Origin of the sequence: Mesomycoplasma ovipneumoniae ATCC 29419 (assembly GCF_028885435.1) — a bacterium.
Classification (GTDB): domain Bacteria; phylum Bacillota_I; class Bacilli_A; order Mycoplasmatales; family Metamycoplasmataceae; genus Mesomycoplasma; species Mesomycoplasma ovipneumoniae.
Genome location: NZ_CP118522.1, coordinates 1060098 through 1081520, shown reverse-complemented (window position 1 = coordinate 1081520; position 21423 = coordinate 1060098). Strand labels below are relative to the sequence as shown.

The following is a 21423-nucleotide window of genomic DNA, read 5'->3' as shown; positions in this document are numbered from 1 at the left end:
AGAAACGTTTACTTTATTTTTATATAAGAATATAAAAAGTGTTAAAATTTAACTATACAATTTTGGGTGCAAGTCAACAAAATAACTATGTTTTTTTAAATTTTAGCAATATTTTTAAAAAAACAAATAAAACAAAAGGAGATATCATGAAAAGAACATACCAACCAAATAAATTAAAACACATAAAAACTCATGGCTTCCGCGCACGTATGTCAACTGCTGACGGTAGAAAAATTTTAGCAGCTCGAAGATTAAAAGGTCGTAAAAGATTAACTGTATCAGATAAATAGTTTTTAGGATAATTTTGCAAAAAATTCCGACTATTAAAAAAAATTGAGAATTCCAAGCAATAATCGAATCTAAAAAACAGATAGTTACAAATTCTCTTATTCTTTATTATTCAAAATTTGCTTTTTTCGAAATTGGTATTTCAATTCCGAAAAAATTTGCTAATGCAGTTAAACGAAATTATTATAAAAGGCAAATCAAAAATATTCTTCACAGCCTTCAAAAAAATTGACCTTCTGCACCAAAATTTCGAGTAATTTTAATAACAAGAAAATCATTTTTAACACTTAATTTTAAAGAAAAAGAGAACGAAATTATTAAAATATTCAAAGAATTCCAAAAAAATGAAAAATAAACAAACACGACCAAAGGCTTTTGATTACTTCCAGAACCAAAACGGTTCAAAAAAAAATAGCTTCAAAAACTTCAAATCTATTTTCAAATTTTTGAAAGTCTTTTTTTACACTATTATTTTCGGAATTTCTTTAACCGGTTGTATTCAATCATTAGTTGTAAAAACTTCGCATAATGTTGGCGAAGCGCTTGAGTTTTATAATTCTAAAGAAGAAATAACCCCAAATTATACAATTTTTAAAAAATCAGAAAATGAAAGCGCGCCTGGTATTGAATTAGCTACAAAAAACAATAACTTTTTGATTTCAGCTGACTCAAAAAAAGTAAATCAAGAAAGCATTTTAAACGTCTTAAGACAACAAATTGGAGATAAAAATTCTGATTTTGGTGAGTTTAATTCACTTCTTTTGTTCCAAAATAATGAAAATGAATTTGAATATTTAAAAGGTGACAAAACTAATGAATTTATTTTTTTCAGTTCTGCACAAAAATCATATGAGCAAAAAACTGTTTGAACTGAAATAAAACTTCCATCTCCAAAATATTTTAGTCAAAAAGCTGATAAAAATTATTTTGAAAGTCTGCAGAACGCCAAAAGTTTGCCTATTAATAATTTTAATTTTCAAAATAACAATGATACAGCCAACATAACTGAAAAAATTGACCAGTTTTTCTTTAAAATAGACAGTAAACTCCCGCCTGTTAATCGGAGTTATGCAACTTTTAGCCGTGATGTTCTTCAAGTTCTTTATAATAAATTAATTTCATTACCAGAATTTTCAAATAATAAACTGGAAAATGCAATTGAAGAATTTGAAACAAAAGCAGGAAAAGAAATTTCTCCTGAAACTGAAAAAATTATTTCTGGATACGCTGAATCTATAAAAAAAATAATTTTTCCTATTAATTTTTCCCGAATTGATATACAGAACAAAACTTACAACTGGAACAATAACGACGAAGAATTTGCAAGAAAAATTGCTTTCCAAAATCAAGTTCCATCATTCCCGATAGTTAGCTGGCTTGAGTCATGGAAATTAGGGCCTTTTTATGCAATGTTTGTTTACCCGATTTCTAAAATAATTACGTGAGTCACCTCGTCTCAGTCATTATCTGCCTGATCTGGTTGAATAACAATTTTGGCGATTTTAACAATCGTTGTAATAACAAAACTTATCTCTTTTGCTTTCAGATTTAAAACGATTTTTGGTCAAAATAAGCAAAATGAACTACAACTAAAAAAAGCTAAAATTGATGCAAAATACGAAAATTACAAAAAAAATAAAGTCATGCAACAACGTCATCGACAAGAAGTTGCTGACCTTTATAAAAAGAATAATTTTTCACCATTTGCGCCTTTTTCCCAAATTTTAGTAACTATGCCTATTTTTATAGCTGTTTGACGAGCGCTCCAGGGAATTCCTAGCTTTAAAGTTACTTATTTTTTAGGTCTTGAATTAGCAGCAACTTCTTATCAAAAACTTTTTGATGGACAATGAATTTATCTTCCAATAATAATTATTACGGTTATAGTTCAAGGATTGCAGCAAATAATTCCAAAACTTTTAAATAAAAATAAAACAAAAAGAATAATAAATGCTCAGGAAAATGAAACATATAAAAAACAAGTAAAAACACAAAGAATCATGTCAATAATTTTTGTGTTTTTTGGAGTAATTTTTCAAGCTTCACTTCAAATTTACTGAATTATTGGTGGTATTTGAGAAATTATGCAAGCACTTGGCGTTCATTATTTCCAAAAATCCAAAACTTATCGTGAAAAAGTTCAACCCTGAATGCGTAGGAAAAAATGGATCTAATAATATAAATAAAGGTTTGCAAAAATTCGCTAAAATAGTATTAAATGTTTAAAAAGTTTAAAAATCTACGGAGATACTAAATGAATAACAAAATTTCACCTTGTATTTGAACACTTATTTCAAATACACACCTTCGAAAAGCGGAAAGTTTAGAAATATTAATTAAAGCACTTTATTTAAATAAAGAAGAAATAAACCCGAATTTTAAAAGTAAATGACTAAAAATTTACAAAAATAAAAACTGAAAACCAGTTGGAGATTTGAGCGAACACATAAGATTAGCCTCTCAACTCGGGATTGCAAAAACAAATATTTTAGTTAATGGACAGCAAAAACTTAATATTTTAGCTAAATTAATAAACAATGGAACAATAAAAGTTCGCGAATATATAAGCATTATTTTGTTTAATTTAGTTACTTTTATTAATGAAGAATATCGTCACTTGTTTAAAATGACGCTAGAATTGCTCAAAGAGAAAGAAAACCAACCAGTTTCAGTTGATGAAATTTTCGATAATTTTAATTTTGGAGAGCCTTTCTGCCCTGAATTTGATGAAAAACTTCAGCGTTATAATTTAACACAAAAAGACCACATTTTTTACATTCTAATTTCTGGTATCTTTTTTGAAGTTTTATCTTTTCGTGAAAAAAGTCAACAATACAGCACAAAATTTTTTAAAATAAAACTTTTTGACTATTGATATTCAAGAATTGACGAACTAATAAGTAAATGTAACAACCAATTAGAATCATATAATTTTGAAAAAGCAAGCGCTGTAAGGCTAGATCCGGAAAAATGATCTAATTATTTAACCTCAAATTCGCAAGCAAATTATGACTATATAATAAGTGTTCTGAAAAATAAAACACAAGAAATACCTTCAGTTTTAGCTACAAATGAACCTACAAACGAAACTCAGACCGAAAAAGAATATACTCAGTACGACTCAACATCCCAAAACCAAGTTTTAGATCAAACTGAACAACCAGAGACAATAACTGAGTTAAACGAACCTGAAATTAAAATCGTCGAAGAGACAATCAAACCCGCTGAAAAAAAGTGTAATTTAGGCGAATTTTCTCAATTTTATACACCTGAATTTGATAGTCAAAGTTGCTGTGAAAATGATCTTAAAACTTTATCAGAAAATCAAAATTATCCTATGAATTTAGGCGTAATTTTAGATTCTCAAGCAACATATTGACCTGGAAACACTGAGAAAAATCTCGAAAATTCAGGCGAAGAATATTCAACTAAAACAAAAAAATCTTTATCTGGCATTTTACATTCTTCTGAAATTCTTTCCTGTCCTTGTGAAAATTCACAAACTAGCAATTCAAAATCAGTAAATTCAAATTCAACTAAAATTGAAGACAGCAAAACATCTGAACAAAAAACAGAACAGCTAGAAAAAGACTCCGTAGATTCAGAAAAAATTTGCTATTTACCGACAGAATCACAAACCCAAATTAATAATGTAAAACTCCCAGCTTCTACATTTTTAAAGTCCAGAGAGCATTATTACAATTATTTTATTAACAACGTATATAAATTGATCGACTTTTCAATCAAAAATTTACTAAATCAACCCAAATTTAAACAAAATTTTTTCAACTTATTAGAGAAAAGAAAAATTAATGACGAAATCACAATAAGTCAAAAACAAACAAAAATAATGTCTGGTAAGAATATATTTTTAATTTCTCCATCCCAAAACCAGATTTATGACGAAATTAAAAACAATATTTTTAAACACGATTTGGACAAAAACAACTATGAAATAGCAACTTTTTCTGATAATTACACTATTCAAGATTTTGTTGGTTATAGTGATTTTAGTGTTGATGAAAAAAATCAGGCTAATTTTATTCCAGGTCCATTTTCACGGATTTTGAGAACCTCATTTTGAAATCCAGATAAAAAATATTTCTTAATTCTTGAAAACATGGATAAACAAGCTGGAATTGATTTAGTTTCACAACTAAAACCGCTCTTTTATCGCGATGAAAAAGCTAGCAGCTTTTTTTCAATTTCACTCCCAGAAGTTTCTTCATACGTTTTTTCAAACGAGCACCAAAAAATTTATATTCCGGCAAACCTTACAATTATTGCAACTGCTGTTGTCGATGTTGAAAATCAAGAATTTGACTTTCCGGTTGATTTACTAGAAAATTGAGATTTTAAACATTTACCTAACAAAAAGCAAGCAAACATTTTACCAAAAAAAGAAATTTGTGACACCGGTTTGAATTGAGATGATTTTTTAAGGGTTTTAGAAAACCAACTCGCCAATAAAAATCAGGACTACATTTTACAACTTCCTTTTGAAATAGATCAAAATATATTGCAAAATCCGGATCTTTTTGCTAACAAAGTGCTATTTTTCTTATGAAGTTTTACTTTCAAAAATAAAAGAGAACTAATTTTTAGCTATGGTTCATATTTAACTTTGGCAAATAAATTCATTAATTCCGAAGGACCTGAGCGCTTAAAAATCTTTAAAGCTAATTTTTTTGAGTCGTAAAATGTATTAATTTTAAAAGGATTTATTTAAATTTAACTGTGAATTTTAACAAAAAAGTAAAAAAAATTTTTCGGCATTTTCTATTTAGTAGTTTTTGAATACCACAAACTATTTTTATCATAGCCTCATGTGGAGATACTGATAAAACTGATGATGGGTTTAAAAATCCAATAGGTCTGGGCGTTCAAAATGCTGTAAATTTGAAAAAATTCATTAATTCAGAGAATTTAATTGAAATTCCTGCGGAAAAACAGCAGCAAATATACGAGCAAAAAGATTCACAATTTTACCTACTTAATCTAACGGATGCTCCAAAAATTTCAAATTCACAAAAAATAGATCCCGAATATATATCAAGATTCAGTCCAAATTCACAAATAACATACTTAAATTTAATAAATCGCTACTACAATTCTAAGCAACTTCAAAAAACTAAGCGCCAATTAAATCAAGGTCCAGACTCAATTTATGTCCCAACTGTAGCCGAAAATGCAAAGGATTTTTGGTTCGTTTATGTAATTCCAACTTCAGTTGGTTTTACAGAATTTGAACAAAACGGCCAAAAAATCAGCATACCTGAAACTTCAACAAAATTCCCTCGAACCTTAACTCCGTATTCTTCTGTTGAGTTAAAATTACTAAAAAAAGATCTAATTTCAAATGATAGCAAGAATTATTTGCAAATAAATGTTAATCAAATGCTTAATTCTTTTGCTTATAAAAGAAAAGATCCTAACGATCCCCAAAGTACAGAAAAAAATTTATTTGGCTTCCTTGAATCAGAAACATTCCCTAATTACAAGCTTTATTTAAAAAATATTGATTTTGAAAAAAAAGAAATCACTTTCACATTAGATGAAAAACAAAACAATCTAAAACACGAAATAACGCAAAAAAATTCCCTAGATTCAAACATTTCAGTGATTAATTTGGAGTATAAATCTGATAAATATGAAAAAAACGCTAATCCCGAAGCATTTTTTTCTAAAACAGAAGATCCAAAAGATAAATTATCAGATTATCCGTTTGTTAGATTTTTTACCCAAACTTTTGTTGTTCCTTTTGAAGGTAAAACAACTAACTTTGACAATAATTTTTCTATAATAATCGAAAAAAAATAGTTTATTTTTTCGTAAAATCCCGATTTTCCCACTTTGATGAGATAATCTTAGAAAAGCGTCCGATTTTGCCGCTTTTTTAACTTTTTTTGTAAAAGTTAAATACTATTTTAAAACACAGGCAAAAATCAATTTATGGACAAAACAACAAAAACCATAAAAAAATACAACTACTATTTAAACTCAATGCGAATAGAAAACTCGTTTTTATTTGCAGCGAGCCTAAAAAAACATATGAAGTTTTGAAAGAACAATAACCAAAAGCCCTAAATTTATAAATTTCTAAACGGGTAAATTTAAGGTATTCCATTATATTTAAAAACATAATGGATAATTCGCATCCCGAGTTTCCCAGTTTCATAAGGTAATTTTAAAAAAGCATCTGGTTTTAGGCAGTTTTTTAAGTTTTTTGGTAAAAGTTACTTACAATTTTTTTTAGTGATTTATTAAGATATCAAAGTAAAAATCATACCTATTTCAAATATTCGGATCACTAGGAACACCATCTCGATTTTTAAATATCATTTGCTGATCTAAAGTGTTAAATTCAACCCTTTGCCTTAATTTTTGCAACATCGTTACTAAACCAACTTAGTTAATTTTTGTTTTTTCATAATTTATAATTATACCATAAAATTACTTAAAATGCTAGTAAATGCTAGTAATAAAAATTAAGATTTTAAAATCAAAAAACACCGATTTACCGTTGTTTTTTCATATTTAGATTCACTAAAAAGCGAATTTTTGTCTTAAAACTGGGAAACTCGGGAAAAACATAATGGATAATTCGCATTTTCTAATTTTTATGGTAAAAACATAATTAATTCCCCCTTAATTCAATATCAAAATTTATTAATTCATTCTTAAGTGAACTTGATTATAACATAACTTTATTTTTTACCAAACATTTTTTTTTTTTTTTTGCAAAAGGTTAATTTTAAAATAATAAAAATTAAGATTTTAGTGCAAAAAACCCGAATTTACGGGTATTTTTTCATATTCAGATTCACTAAAAAGTGAATTTTCGCCATCAAACCCGGAAACTCAGGATAATCGGAAAAAATAAACTATTTTTTTTCGTAAAATTCTAATTTTTCTTTAAATTTCTTAAGTTTTTCGCGTTCTTGTTCAACTTTTTCTTTAGGCGCTTTTTCGACAAATTTTTGATTAGAAAGTAAAGTTTCTGCCCTTAAAATTTCGCTTTTTAAGAACTGAATTTCTTTTTTATCGTTTTCTTCTTGCGCTTTTTTTACTTCGTCAGGAATTTTAAGCGAAATTTTAAAGTTTTTGGTTTTGATAATAAACTCGTTGTTTGGAACCCATTTTCCAAAAACAAACTTACTAATAATTTCAATTTCTTCTTTTTGGAACTCGGCATCAAGAACACAAAATTCCAACATAATTTTTTTTGAAATCTGTAAATTTTCACGGTAAAATCTTAAACTATCAATAATTTCAAGGATATTTTCGACCTTTTGATTGTCACTAAATTGCCTAACTCTAGGCATTTTTTGTTCTAAAATTTCCTCATTAAAGATTTCTTCCATCAAAAAATCTGTCAAAAAAGGCATAAAAGGGTGCGAAATTATCAAAACACTTTTTAATAATTTTCTAGCATAAAAACCGTTTTGTCTAGTTTTAATCAATTCTATATAACGAGAAGAAAAATCCCCAAAAATAAAATTATTAATTTCGGTTCCAATCACGCTAAAATTATATTTTTTAATGTTTTTTACAATTTGTTTTTTAAAATCGTAAATTTTACCTTCCATTCAAAAGTCGATAAAATCTGGTTTTCTATGAGTATTATCTAAACTTTTAATATATTTGGCAATATTTCAGAGTTTATTGCTTAAATTTCAAGCTGAATTTAATTTTTCAACGCTAAACCTTATATCTTTTCCTGGGCTTGAATTAAAAAGAAGCATTTGTCGTAGAGAATCTGACCCGTATTTTTCAATTATTTCCATAGGATCAATCCCGTTTCCGAGTGATTTTGACATTTTTCGCCCTTCTTCATCGCGAATAAGACCATGAAGCAGAACTTTTTCAAAAGGTTTTTTATCCATAACAAAAAGAGAGGAAAAATACATTCTAGCAACTCAAAAAAATAAAATATCTCACCCGGTAACGAGTAAACTTGTCGGAAAATAGGACTTAATTAGTTCAGAATTATTAGGCCATCCTAAAAAAGAAAAAGCGCTAATTCCTGAAGAAAATCAAGTATCAAGAACGTCTGGATCTTGAGTTCATCCTGGGCCAGGTGAGTCTATTTGAACCTTAAATTCGTCATTATTTTTATACCAAACAGGGATTCTGTGACCTCATCAAAGTTGGCGTGAGATAGTTCAGTCATGGATTTTATCGAATCATTTTCTTAAATTTTTCTCAAATCCGCGTGGATAAAATAAGATTTTATCTTTTGAATTCAGGTGCGAAATTAAAGACTGAGACAGTTCATCCATTTTGACAAATCATTGTGGTTTTTTAAGAATTTCGACAATTTCGCCGCTTCTTTGTGAAAAGCCGACATTTGAAACAACATCTTCGACTTTAATTAAAAGGCCTTCATTTTCAAGTTTTTTTGCAATTAAATCTCTGGCCTGAAATCGATTTTTACCTTCAAATTCAAGGGTATTTTTATTTAAATTACCATAGTCATCAATGCAATCTTCGGCTGACAAGCCATTTTTTTCTAAAATATCAAAGTCTAAAATTGAATGAGCCGAAACTTTCATAACTCCAGAGCCAAAATCTTGACTAACATTTGAGTCGCCAATTATTTTTATGATTTTTTTAGTCAAAGGATGAATAACTTCTTTGCCAATAAAGCCTGAATATCTTTTATCTTTTGGATTTACGGCTAAAACAACGTCGGACGAAATAGTTTCAATTCTTGTTGTTGCCACGGTCAAAAATTCGCTTGAGTCTTTCAAAAAGTACTTTAAATAGTACATTTTTTGATTTACAGGTTTGTTGATAACTTCAATATTTGAAAGTGCGGTTTGTAATTTTACATCCCAATTTATCGCTCTTTTTCCGCGATAAATCAAATTTTTTTCTCACAATTTGATAAAAAAATTTGAAACAGCGTGCTGAGCCTCATCGTCAAGCGTAAATCTTTCTTTGGAATAATCAAATGCAATCCCTAATTTGTTTCACTGTTCTTTGATTTTTAGATATTGCTGATCTTTTCAGTCATAGCATTTTTCGATGAATTTTTGGCGGCCTAAGTCGAATTTAGAAATATTTTTTTCTGCTAAAAAAGCTTCAACTTTTGCTTGAGTTGCAATTCCAGCATGATCAACACAAGGCAATAAAAGAACGTCAAAGCCTTGAAGTTTATGAAATCTAATTAGAGAATCTTGAATAAAAATATTTCAAGCATGACCTAGATGCAAGTGTCCTGTAACATTTGGAGGCGGACTTATGATGGAAAAAGGTTTTTTTGGATTTGAACTAGCATAAAAAAACTGCTTATCAAGTCATTTTTGGTTTCTATTTTTTTCAACTGTTTTATGATTATATTTATTTTCCATGATTCACCCATTATAAATTTATGACAAGAATATCTTCGTCCAAAAGTGTATTTTGGCTTGAAAATTCGTTAGTTACTTTTATATTTTTTATAGGATTTCAAAAATCAGCATAATATTCAAAATTGTTGTTGATTCCAGAAGGGTTTTTTCGAAAAACTTCGTTTTGTATTTGCTTGTAAAGTTGTGTTTCAAGCAAATACAAATTAGTTCGATCAAAACTGCTATTTTGGTAAAAAAACTTAGCAAATGTGGTTTTTGGCGTCAAAGGCAAATCTACCTCTTGAATATATTCAATTAAAGTACCGTTTTCAATAAAAACAATGCTAAAATCACGAATAGGTTTGATTGACCGCTTTGCACAAATGAAAAGTTGGACTGTATTCTCGCCATCATTAAAAAAATGCTGAAAAAGTTTTTGTTTGTAAGTAGTGCCTAAGTAAAAAGAATTTTCGTCAAACAAAAAGCGAGAATAATTGCCCATTTTTGTTTTTTTTAGTTCTAAAAAAAACAAAATATTTTCAGGAAGCTCACCGTAAAATTGGTAAAGAATGTCAAAATTAATTTTGTTTTCAAAGCAAAAAATCAAAAATTGATTTTTTCTCAAAAAAGTATCAATTCTGCTTAAATTATAATAGTAAAAAAAATTTTTTAAGTCCACCAAGGTGTCTCTTAAAAAAGCAAAATGAGTCCAATATTCGCTTTTTGAAATTTTATTTTTTAGTCTTCTTAACTTGTTTTCAATAGAAGCAACTCAAAGTCTTTTTGCAAAAAAAGAGTTACGAAAATTCTTCTTTTTAAGGCTTTTTTTCATTCTAATTACTTCATGTTGTCACAAAACATTCGCGCGTAGCAAAGTTTTGCTGTTTACTTTAAGATTTTGGTAGTAGGGATTTTCCTTGCGAAAAGAGTTAATTTTCTTTGTTCTAAAGTGTTTTTGTGCCTTTTTATTTTTTTCTTCAAGCATTTTTTGCTGACGATTTTTTTTCCAAAAAAGTCAAAAATCATCAGCAAAAGTTTTATCAAAAAAGTTTTGGACACTTGGAATATTATCAAGACTTTTTTGATTTAACAGTTTAGACATCCAAACTTCAAATTCGTAGTAAATTTGAAATATTTGCTCAGTTGACAGTCACCTGAAATTTCCACTTTGTTTTATCAAATTCAAAAAGCAAGTATAGCCAGTAGTAAAAATTTTTATTTTATAAAGGTCGGCATCGGCCGAATTTGTTAGCGAATTATGCTGGCTAATAATGTTTTTTATATCGTTTTTAATAATTTTTAGTGCATTTTGGGTTGTTTCATTGCTTTTAAAGTTGTCAAATTTAGAATCAAAAAAAGGGTTGCTAAGTTTTAATTCTTGGTTTAAATTTTCTTGCTCAACTTTTGGATTTAATTCTGTTTTTATGTACAGATTATAAAAATTTTCGTTTAATTTTTTATAATCGCTTTTAATTTTATTGACCATTTCGGTAAAATTAAAAGAAAAAAAAGCACTTTTTTCCAATAAATTAGTTATTTGATTATCCATATTTGTTAGAAATTGATCAATTTCGGGCATTGTCAAATACAACATGTATTTTCTTGTTGTATTAGTTTCAATTTCGAACGGCTTTGTGTTTCAATGGGATAAAAGAACCTGAATCACGAGCTTTTTTTTAATTCTTTCAAACATTTCTTTTGATAAAAAATCTGAAAAACAACTGTTTTTGCTGTAATCATAAGGTCTGTCGTTTTCAAGAATAAATCCATTATAAGAATTTTCTTTTTGAAGAATTGTTTTGAATTCATTAAAAAAATTTGGATCAGAAGAATAAATAAATCCGCATTGTTTTGCATCTAATTCAAGACTAAAATAATTTCAATACTTATTTTTTATATTATGAAAAACAAGTTTTTGCTTTTTCTCGTTATTAAAATTAATAATATTTTCCATAATTTAAGTAAGAGAGTAAGAGAATTTTTTATAAACTAGCGGTAAAACAGCTCTTGCAGTGAAATAAATAACAGACGCATTAATCCAAATTTTGGCTGGAGAAATAATTATATGTGTCAAAAAAGCAGTTTCAAAATTATTAAGCGCACCAGATTCTACATCGCCTTTTGCGGCAAGAACACTTGCAATTGGCTCATGTAAAGCAGAAAATGCAACGATCGGAACAAGAGTCAAATATCGCTCATTTTTACGGAAAAAGTTAATAAAACGCGCAACAAGTAAGAAGATAATCATTGAAAAAGTACCAAAAAGAATCAAAATTAAAAACGAAGTTTTGCTAGAAATGAAGCGCGCTTTGCTAAAATCAATAGAAGAATTAAACATAACCGTCGAAATAACTGCTGCAGCTATTAAAGCCAGGACAAAAAAGCTCGATACTCAATAAAAATTCAGTAAAGCTTTTTCTTCAGTTCAAGCTTGGACTTTAGCAACTTTTTTTTGTAATCTAAGCAAATTTTGCCGCATTTTTCGCTCTAAGTTTGCATCTTTTGAGTTATGGCTAATTGCATGATAAGTGTAATTAAAAATTTCTCGCTTTTGGGTAAAAATTTTATCCCCTAGGCGTTCTAAAATTTTCTCTTTTTGAAATCATTTTTTCCCTTGAACAACAAAAAATCAAAAGAAAACGCCAGGAATAAACCCAGTAAGTGAAAGGCTGAGAGTATAATATCAAGAATAAACGCCAGGAATAAACAAAAAAGTAATTAAATCTGATAAAAAACCAGTTAAAAAACCAACTATTGGTCCAAAAATAAAGCTTGTTATTTTAATCGGCAGTCCTATAATTGAAAAGCGAAAATTTGGCAAAACAGCAAAAGGAGCCAATCTGACCCCGATTATTAACATAATTACTGAAATTGATATGAAAATCGCCACAAAAGAGATTTTCATATTCGTCAACTTAGCCATGAAACTTCTCCTTTTGCCAAAATTTTCCCCTTATAAAATGAGTTTAACTTAATAAATTATAGCAAAAAAAATATAAACAACAACATTTTAGATAGATTCTTTTAGAGCTGAATTTTCAAGCGTCAAATTAATCGCCCAATTGCTTTTTAGATAAATTAGTTCAAAAATAATTCACTTTAGTATATCTGAAAGATAAAAAACTGTCAGTGAAATAAAAAGTTTTAAATGAACCTCAGAAATCAGCGGGATAAAAACTAAAACTATAAGAATTTGTCAAACAAGTTGACCTAAACCGGTAAAAAAATCTCACCAACTAGCAAAATTAGCCCGTCCACCGGCCTTAATTATCGTTAAAGAGGCATTAATTTGAACCCAAATTGGATTAATTAAAATTATAACTATACAGATTATAAAAATCTGATTTAGATAGAAATCAACGGCCAAAACTTTTTGGGCGTCAATAATACTTTGGTCAACTGGTAAATTATTTTCGGTGAAATAATCAGAGAGTCCTTTTTGAACTTGTTCTTTAATTCCTGTCGTGATCAAGTCAGTTTTTGTGATAGCAAAAACGATAATAAAGGCAACAACCGACATAACAACTGAAACAACAAATAAAAAACCTTTTAACATTGCAGCGTTTTTTTTGGCTAGTTCAATTTTGTTTTGGCCTAAATTTTGACCAACAACAATCGAAACACTTGTCTGAATTGAGGCAAAAGTTGTAAAAAAAATGTTAGCAATTGTGAGAATTATTCCTGAAATGGTTAAAAATCCAATGCCTCAAAATTTATAAAAACCACTGCCATCGTCAATTCCAATTGAACCAGGCGGCAAACTTTGGGATCAAAGAACAGAGCGGACTGAAATAATTAAAGAGGCAATAGTTACAAGCGACATTCCGACAAACCGGGCAAAAAACTGCTTTCAAATTTGTCTGTCAATTTGAAACATTTTTAAAACTGAGAGACTAATTTCTTTTCTATAAAAAAGTTGATAAAGATACATTAAAAAAGAGGTTATTAGTCTTGAAATTACAGTTGCAAGTGCTGAACCAGAGACTCCCATTAGTGGAATTAGCAAAAAATTAAGCCCAATATTCGTTACTAAAGTCAAAGTGTTAAAAAGAACAGAAACTTTCATTACACCAATTTCGCGTAGAATTCCTGAGGAAGTGACAATGTAGGCAAACAAGATTCAAGAAAAACTTATTATAAATAAGTAACTTTTTGCTTGCTCAAAAATATCTTGGTCTAAACCTGACGAACCCCTTCTTCACTGAACGACTCTGAGCAGACTTTCAGGAAAAGCTCAGGACAGGACAGCAAAAAATAAAATAACAATAAAAGAAAGAATATATCTAATATTATTTACTTGCCGGGCCAGTTTGAATTCTTTTTTTCCTCAGTATTGGGCAAAAATAATTGACCCGATTGTGTTAATCGAAATTATAAAAGAAAAAACAATTCCTGTTCAAAAATTGGCCATCCCGACAGCCGTAATACCGCCACTGATTTGGGAAACCATGAAATTATCAATAAAATTATTTATCGAAATAAAAAGCGTTGCTAAAATTACTGGAATAGTAATTTTAGCAAATTTTTTCCACATCTCTGGCGAATCAGGAAAAAATTTTTTTATTGAAAAATGCATTTTATTCGTTAGTTACTTCCAGAATTTTAACCGAATATTTTTCATTTACATCAACTTCAACTTCATCTCCTTCATGTTGACCTAAAAGAACTTGTGCAATCGGCGAAAAATTGGAAATTTTATTCGCAAAAGGATCAGCGTCAATTGAAGAAACGATTTGAAAAGTTTGAACTAAACCACTTTCAAGATTTTTAAGAGTAACTTTTGATCCAATTGAAACTCGTTTTGATCCTGAACGAGTTTCAATTATTTTTGCTTTAGCAATAATAGCTTCAAATTCACGTATTTTTGACTCAATTATCCCTTGTTTTTCACGGGCTACATCATATTCGGCATTTTCAGAAAGATCGCCTTGAGAACGAGCGTCTTTAATTTCTTGAATAACATTAACACGCTCAACATTTATTAAATGTTCAAGTTCTTTTTTTATTTCATCAAGTTTTTGTTGGGTTAAAAGAACTTCATCATTCATCATTTTTTTCATTTTTTTCCTTTTTAAACAATTTTTAGTAAAATTTTAATTTATTTTTTTTTGAATTATCAAAAAATCATAATAAAAAAATTCATCGAAGTGAATTTTATGCAATTTTAACATTTTTAAAATTGCCCTTCGCTGCCTTTTTTTATATTTTCAAATTAAATGTCCACCAATTTTAACCTTTTCTAAAAATTCTTGAAAATTTTTAGGGTTAATTTCTGCCGAAATTAAAATAAAATCAAAAAAAGCATCGCACTTACTTGTGTAATTCAGATTTTTTATTTGCAATTTTTCAATATTTTTTGCCAAACTGTTTTGATCAAGCCAAGATTCAAAAACTGTATTTGTCGAGTTTTGGATATTTTTTTGACTAAGACAAGCAACAATTCCGTCTTTTTCAACAAATAAATTTGCTTTTGAATTTGTTTCCCTTATTTTATTAATAACAAATTCAAGACTTTCAACGAGCCAAATATCGCTTTCTAATTCAGTGACTTGTGATTTTAGATCTATTCACTGGTCATAATTTTGACTTTGGTGTTCAAAGTTATATTTTTTAATTAATTTATTTTTTTTGACTCATGTTCAAACAAAGGAGACAAGAGCAACCAGAAGCGCAATAATTCCTGTTATTAATAAAATAATTTTTCAAATCGGCATATTTCTCCCTAAAAATCACTAATATATATAAATTATAAGTTTTTTTGTAAAACGAGTAAAAAAAATAAAAGCAAGCAAATTTTCCAAAATAAATATGTAAAAATTTGCAAATTTGAAAAAAAATATTTTTATTTGTTAAAAAAATTTAAAAAAATATTTTTTTTCAAATCCATGGGTCATTTTTGAGATCATCTTTTGCTGATGCAAAGCAAAAAATCACCTAAAATTTTACAAAATTTATAAAAAAAATTAGCAAAAAATGCCTATATATAATATAAATTAAAGAAGAAAAAAAATTTTTTATTTTTTTCTTGGTTTTTTTATTTTGACGGGTTATAATAACTAAGCTTTGTTTCAAATGAAGAAACAGGCAGCGTAAAAAAAAAAAAAAAAATTATTTGTAAAAAATTTTTTTGTGATATAATTAGAGTTACGCTGTTAAAACGGCAAAAAAAATTTTTAGATCTTTCAAAACTAGGTATATAATTTCAAAACCAATTTCAAATTGAACGCAATCATGAGAGTTTGATCCTAGCTCAGGATAAACGCTATCTGTGTGCTTAATACATGCATGTTGAACGGAATATGTTAGCTTGCTAATATATTTAGTAGCAAATGGGTGAGTAACACGTACCTAACCTACCTTTTGGACCGGGATAACCATTGGAAACAGCGGCTAATACCAGATACGATAAAAAAATGCATGTTTTTTTATTAAAAGAAGCCTTTAAAGCTTCACCAAAAAATGGGGGTGCGCAACATTAGTTAGTTGGTAGGGTAAAGGCCTACCAAGACGATGATGTTTAGCGGGGCCAAGAGGCTGTACCGCCACACTGGGATTGAGATACGGCCCAGACTCCTACGGGAGGCAGCAGTAAGGAATATTCCACAATGAGCGAAAGCTTGATGGAGCGACACAGAGTGCAGGATGAAGTCTTTAGGGATGTAAACTGCTGTTGTAAGGGAAGAAAAAACTAGATAGGAAATGATTTAGTCTTGACGGTACCTTATTAGAAAGTGACGGCAAACTATGTGCCAGCAGCCGCGGTAATACATAGGTCGCAAGCGTTATCCGGAATTATTGGGCGTAAAGCGTCCGCAGGTTTTTTGTTAAGTTTAAGGTTAAATGCTAAAGCTCAACTTTAGTTCGCTTTAGATACTGACAAAATAGAATTATGAAGAGGTTAGCGGAATTCCTAGTGGAGCGGTGGAATGCGTAGATATTAGGAAGAACACCAATAGGCGAAGGCAGCTAACTGGTCATATATTGACACTAATGGACGAAAGCGTGGGGAGCAAACAGGATTAGATACCCTGGTAGTCCACGCCGTAAACGATGATCATTAGTTGGTGGCAAAAGTCACTAGCACAGCTAACGCGTTAAATGATCCGCCTGAGTAGTATGCTCGCAAGAGTGAAACTTAAAGGAATTGACGGGAACCCGCACAAGCGGTGGAGCATGTGGTTTAATTTGAAGATACGCGTAGAACCTTACCCACTCTTGACATCCTCGCAAAACTATAGAGATATAGCGGAGGCTAACGAGATGACAGATGGTGCATGGTTGTCGTCAGCTCGTGTCGTGAGATGTTAGGTTAAGTCCTGCAACGAGCGCAACCCTTTTCTTTAGTTGCTAACATTAAGTTGAGAACCCTAGAGATACTGCCGGTGCAAACCGGAGGAAGGCGGGGATGACGTCAAATCATCATGCCTCTTACGAGTGGGGCAACACACGTGCTACAATGGCTACTACAAAGAGCAGCGAAACAGTGATGTCAAGCTAATCTCAAAAAAGTAGTCTCAGTTCGGATTGAAGTCTGCAACTCGACTTCATGAAGTCGGAATCGCTAGTAATCGCAGGTCAGCTATACTGCGGTGAATACGTTCTCGGGTTTTGTACACACCGCCCGTCACACCATGGGAGTTGGTAATGCCCAAAGTCGGTGAGTTAACCTCGGAGACCATTACCTAAGGCAGGACCGATGACTGGGGTGAAGTCGTAACAAGGTATCCCTACGAGAACGTGGGGATGGAACACCTCCTTTCTACGGAAAATTACTACTACTAAATGTGGTTAAAATCAAACTAACACATTAGAAAATTTAATAATTTGAAATAATTTGTTCTATTAATTCATTTTCTCCTTGTTTAGTTTTGTAAATATTATTTTTTTTGTAAAGTAAATTTTTTTTTAACTTTTTTTAATGAATTTTTTAATACAATAGCAATTTGAAATTGATTATGTACCTAGTTTTGAGAGCTCTAAAACTCTCAAAATGTCTGTAAAAAGACAATATTAGCTCTTTCAAAACTGAACAGTAACAATTTTATATCTGATCTAAAAATCAGATAATATTCCAAAGTCTTTTAAAATTAAACCGAGTTTATTTTTAAAATTTTATAACTTTTAGTTATAAAAACTCTAAAATTGTTAAAATACCTTAAGATATATTATCTAAATAGGCTATACTCAGAAGATAGTTTTAACTTTTTAAATAAATAAGAGTATTTGGTGGATGCCTTGGGTCTGAAAGTCGATGAAGGACGTGATTACCTGCGATAAGCTTCGTGGAGCTGGAAATAAGCTATGATACGGAGATTTCCGAATGGGGAAACCCAACCTAGCAAACCTAGGTTGCGCTTTAATGAATTCATAATTAAAGCAGCGAGATACGTTGTGAATTGAAACATCTTAGTAACAACAGGAAAAGAAAATAAATAATGATTCCCAAAGTAGTGGCGAGCGAAATGGGAGGAGCCCAAACCGTTTTTACGGGGTTATAGGACATTTTAATTGAGTTACAAAATTATATAATAGCAGAAAAAGTTGGAATGCTTTGACAAAGAAGGTGAAATCCCTGTACGCAAAATTATATAATCTCATAAATGTATCCTGAGTAGGGCGGGGCACGTGAAACCCTGTCTGAATTTGCCAGGACCACCTGGTAAGGCTAAATACTAATCAGACACCGATAGTGAACTAGTACCGTGAGGGAAAGGTGAAAAGAACCCCGAGAGGGGAGTGAAATAGATTCTGAAACCATTTACTTACAAGTAGTCAAAGCACGTTAATGTGTGATGGCGTACATCTTGCAGTATGGTCCGGCGAGTTATGTTAGCAAGCAAGGTTAAGCGGATTAAAGCGAAGCCGTAGGGAAACCGAGTCTGAATAGGGCGTTTAGTTTGTTGACATAGACCCGAAACCAGGTGATCTATCCGTGAGCAGAATGAAACTTTGGTAAAACAAAGTGGAGGTTCGAACCGTAGTACGCTAAAAAGTGCCCGGATGACTTGCGGATAGTGGTGAAATTCCAATCGAACTTGGAGATAGCTGGTTCTCTTCGAAATAGCTTTAGGGCTAGCGTGTAGAAATATAATTAATGGGGGTAGAGCACTGAATGTGGAATGGCGGCACCTAGCTGTACTGACTATAATCAAACTCCGAATACCATTAATCTAATCTATGCAGTCGGAACGTGGGTGATAACGTCCACGCTCGCGAGGGAAAGAACCCAGATCGTCAGCTAAGGTCCCAAAATTGTGTTAAGTGAGAAAGGTTGTGAAATTTCTCAAACAACTAGGATGTTGGCTTAGAAGCAGCCACCATTTAAAGAGTGCGTAATTGCTCACTAGTCAAGAGATCTTGCGCCAATAATGTAACGGGACTAAAACACAATACCGAAGCTACGGGCAATTATTTTAAATAATTGCGTTAGGAGAGCGTTTTAATTTCGTTGAAGCTAGAGGGTGACCACTAGTGGAGAGATTAAAAGTGAGAATGCCGGAATGAGTAACGATTCGAAGTGAGAATCTTCGACGCCTATTGGGGAAGGTTTCCTGGGCAAGGGTCGTCCACCCAGGGTTAGTCAGGGCCTAAGGAGAGGCTGAAAAGCGTATCCGATGGACAATCGGTTAATATTCCGATACTTGTTAAAAAAATGATGGAATGACGAAAAAAGATAGTTTTACCACTTACTGGATTGTGGGGTAAGCAGTTAGAAAGTTATGCAGGCAAATCCGTATAACATTAATTTTGAGCTGTGACGCATAGGGAAGAGGAGACTCAAGTACCGAATTAAATGATTCTATGTTTCCAAGAAAAGTTTCTAGTGTTAATTTTTTAACAACCTGTACCGAGAACGGACACACGTCCCCAAGATGAGTATTCTAAGGCGAGCGAGAAAACCAATGTTAAGGAACTCTGCAAAATTATCCCGTACGTTCGCAAGAAGGGATGCCCTTTTTTAAAGGGCCACAGTAAAACGAGGGTGGCAACTGTTTATCAAAAACACAGCTCTCTGCAAAGGTGCAAACCGAAGTATAGAGGGTGAAGCCTGCCCAGTGCCCGAAGGTTAAGCGGAGATGTTAGCTTACGCGAAGCATTCAAGTGAAGCCCGGGTGAACGGCGGCCGTAACTATAACGGTCCTAAGGTAGCGAAATTCCTTGTCAACTAATTATTGACCTGCACGAAAGGCGCAATGATCGCCCTACTGTCTCAACATTGGACTCGGTGAAATTATGGTACCAGTGAAAACGCTGGTTACCCGCATCAAGACGAAAAGACCCCGTGGAGCTTTACTATAACTTCGTATTGAAAGTTGGTTTATTATGTGTAGGATAGGTGGGAGATGATGATACAAGGGCGCTAGTTCTTGAGGAGTCAACCTTGAAATACCACCCTTAATAAATTGATTTTCTAACCAGCTTCCATTATCTGGAAGTGAGACAGTGCGTGGTGGGTAGTTTGACTGGGGCGGTCGCCTCCTAAAGAGTAACGGAGGTGTTCAAAGCTACACTCAATATGGTCAGAAACCATATGCAGAGCATAAAGGTAAAAGTGTGGTTGACTGCGAGACCTACAAGTCGAGCAGGTGCGAAAGCAGGACTTAGTGATCCGGCGGTTCATTGTGGAATGGCCGTCGCTCAACGGATAAAAGCTACCCCGGGGATAACAGGCTAATCTTCCCCAAGAGATCACATCGACGGGAAGGTTTGGCACCTCGATGTCGGCTCATCGCATCCTGGAGCTGAAGTCGGTTCCAAGGGTTTGGCTGTTCGCCAATTAAAGCGGTACGTGAGCTGGGTTCAGAACGTCGTGAGACAGTTCGGTTCCTATCTGATGTGGGCGTTGGAATATTGATGAGAGCTGCTCTTAGTACGAGAGGACCGGAGTGGACGTACCGCTGGTGTTCCAGTTGTCTTGCCAAAGGCACAGCTGGGTAGCTAAGTACGGAAAAGATAACCGCTGAAAGCATCTAAGCGGGAAGCTTCCTCAAAGATGAGTATTCCTTATGAAATTCCTTATAGACTATGAGGTTGATAGGTTAGAGGTGTAAGTGTAGTAATACATTCAGCTGACTAATACTAATAAATTCAAAGTTTAAAAAGTTAATTCTTAAAGTATTTTAATAAAAATGTTACTATTCAGTTTTGAGAGCGCTAATTAGCTTCCTTATTTTAGAGAGTCAATAAAAAACTCTTTAAAATAAGGATTTTTTTTATTGACTAATTGCTTAATTAAAAAATCCGAGTTTGGCAGTTTGTATCCAAACTCAAGAAAAATAACTATCAAAGCAAAAGCACTAAATTTTAAATTTAACACTCACGAAAGAAAAAACCTACCTACTAATCAAATAAAGTAAACTAAAAAAGCAAAATTATGAATTTCTAAACTGTTTTTTAGTTTAAAACACTGGGAAAAACCATCAAAAAATACAACTACTATTTAAACTCAATGCAAAAAGAAAACTCGTTTTTATTTGCAGCGAGCCTAAAAAAACATATGAAGTTTTGAAAGAACAATAAACAAAAGCCCTAAATTTATAGATTTCTAAACGGTTAAATTTAAGGCATTCCATTATATTTAAAAACATAATGGATAATTCGCATTTTCTGTTGTTTTATGGCAAAAACATAACTAATTCCCCCCTTAATTCAATATAAAATTTATTAATTCATTCTTAGTGATAGTTATTATAACATAATTTTTTCTTGTACCAAACATTTTTTTCAAAAGGTATTTCAAAATAATAAAGATTAAGTTTTAGCGTCAAAAAACGTGGTTTTACCAGTATTTTTGCATATT

General features: G+C 31.3%; 12 protein-coding genes and 2 rRNA genes. 7 read left to right on the top strand and 7 right to left on the bottom strand.

Features of this window, described 5'->3' with window-relative positions; all coding sequences use genetic code 4:
* The first annotated feature begins 146 nt into the window (after window positions 1-146).
* From rpmH to PWA39_RS04005, 5 genes are all read left to right on the top strand, one after another.
* The gene (gene rpmH / locus PWA39_RS04025) at window positions 147-290 is read left to right on the top strand and encodes a 50S ribosomal protein L34 (RefSeq protein ID WP_044284298.1); all 144 of its coding nucleotides are present in this window, start codon (window positions 147-149) and stop codon (window positions 288-290) included.
* Between the two features lie 14 nt (window positions 291-304).
* Window positions 305-643, top strand: coding sequence for a ribonuclease P protein component (rnpA, locus tag PWA39_RS04020; RefSeq protein ID WP_044284280.1), 339 nt, complete (start codon window positions 305-307; stop codon window positions 641-643).
* The gene (gene yidC, locus PWA39_RS04015; RefSeq protein ID WP_069099163.1) at window positions 633-2462 is read left to right on the top strand and encodes a membrane protein insertase YidC; all 1830 of its coding nucleotides are present in this window, start codon (window positions 633-635) and stop codon (window positions 2460-2462) included. The genes rnpA and yidC overlap by 11 nt, the downstream gene beginning before the upstream one ends.
* An 80-nt stretch (window positions 2463-2542) precedes the next feature.
* Window positions 2543-4987, top strand: a complete 2445-nt coding sequence (locus PWA39_RS04010) for a hypothetical protein (RefSeq protein ID WP_069099164.1) — start codon at window positions 2543-2545, stop codon at window positions 4985-4987.
* A 38-nt stretch (window positions 4988-5025) separates the two neighbouring features.
* A complete protein-coding gene (locus PWA39_RS04005) occupies window positions 5026-6108 on the top strand; it encodes a hypothetical protein (protein ID WP_069099165.1) in 1083 nt (360 codons plus the stop codon).
* Window positions 6109-6540: 432 nt separating this feature from the next.
* Here PWA39_RS04005 and PWA39_RS04000 read toward each other — a convergent pair whose 3' ends face one another.
* From PWA39_RS04000 to PWA39_RS03970, 7 genes are all read right to left on the bottom strand, one after another.
* Window positions 6541-6681: a hypothetical protein gene (locus tag PWA39_RS04000; protein WP_165268365.1), complete on the bottom strand. Its 141-nt coding sequence runs from the start codon at window positions 6679-6681 to the stop codon at window positions 6541-6543.
* Window positions 6682-7172: 491 nt separating this feature from the next.
* Window positions 7173-9644: a valine--tRNA ligase gene (locus tag PWA39_RS03995; protein WP_075949662.1), complete on the bottom strand. Its 2472-nt coding sequence runs from the start codon at window positions 9642-9644 to the stop codon at window positions 7173-7175.
* Window positions 9645-9654: 10 nt separating this feature from the next.
* Window positions 9655-11577 (bottom strand): hypothetical protein, encoded by a 1923-nt coding sequence (locus PWA39_RS03990; protein ID WP_240534008.1) that lies wholly within the window; start codon window positions 11575-11577, stop codon window positions 9655-9657.
* Between the two features lie 3 nt (window positions 11578-11580).
* Window positions 11581-12546, bottom strand: a complete 966-nt coding sequence (locus PWA39_RS03985; RefSeq protein ID WP_069099278.1) for an ECF transporter S component — start codon at window positions 12544-12546, stop codon at window positions 11581-11583.
* Between the two features lie 87 nt (window positions 12547-12633).
* Window positions 12634-14199 (bottom strand): MATE family efflux transporter, encoded by a 1566-nt coding sequence (locus tag PWA39_RS03980; protein ID WP_069099277.1) that lies wholly within the window; start codon window positions 14197-14199, stop codon window positions 12634-12636.
* A 1-nt stretch (window position 14200) separates the two neighbouring features.
* Complete coding sequence (gene greA, locus PWA39_RS03975; protein ID WP_010320993.1) at window positions 14201-14683, bottom strand: transcription elongation factor GreA; 483 nt, start codon at window positions 14681-14683, stop codon at window positions 14201-14203.
* Window positions 14684-14716: 33 nt separating this feature from the next.
* Window positions 14717-15337, bottom strand: coding sequence for a BC85_0335 family putative methyltransferase (locus tag PWA39_RS03970; protein WP_069099276.1), 621 nt, complete (start codon window positions 15335-15337; stop codon window positions 14717-14719).
* Between the two features lie 513 nt (window positions 15338-15850).
* Between PWA39_RS03970 and PWA39_RS03965 the strand changes: the two genes are divergently transcribed.
* Window positions 15851-17382, top strand: a 16S ribosomal RNA gene (locus PWA39_RS03965).
* A gap of 444 nt (window positions 17383-17826) precedes the next feature.
* A 23S ribosomal RNA gene (locus PWA39_RS03960) occupies window positions 17827-20726 on the top strand.
* The 16S and 23S rRNA genes sit together here, the layout of an rRNA operon.
* Window positions 20727-21423 lie beyond the last annotated feature (697 nt).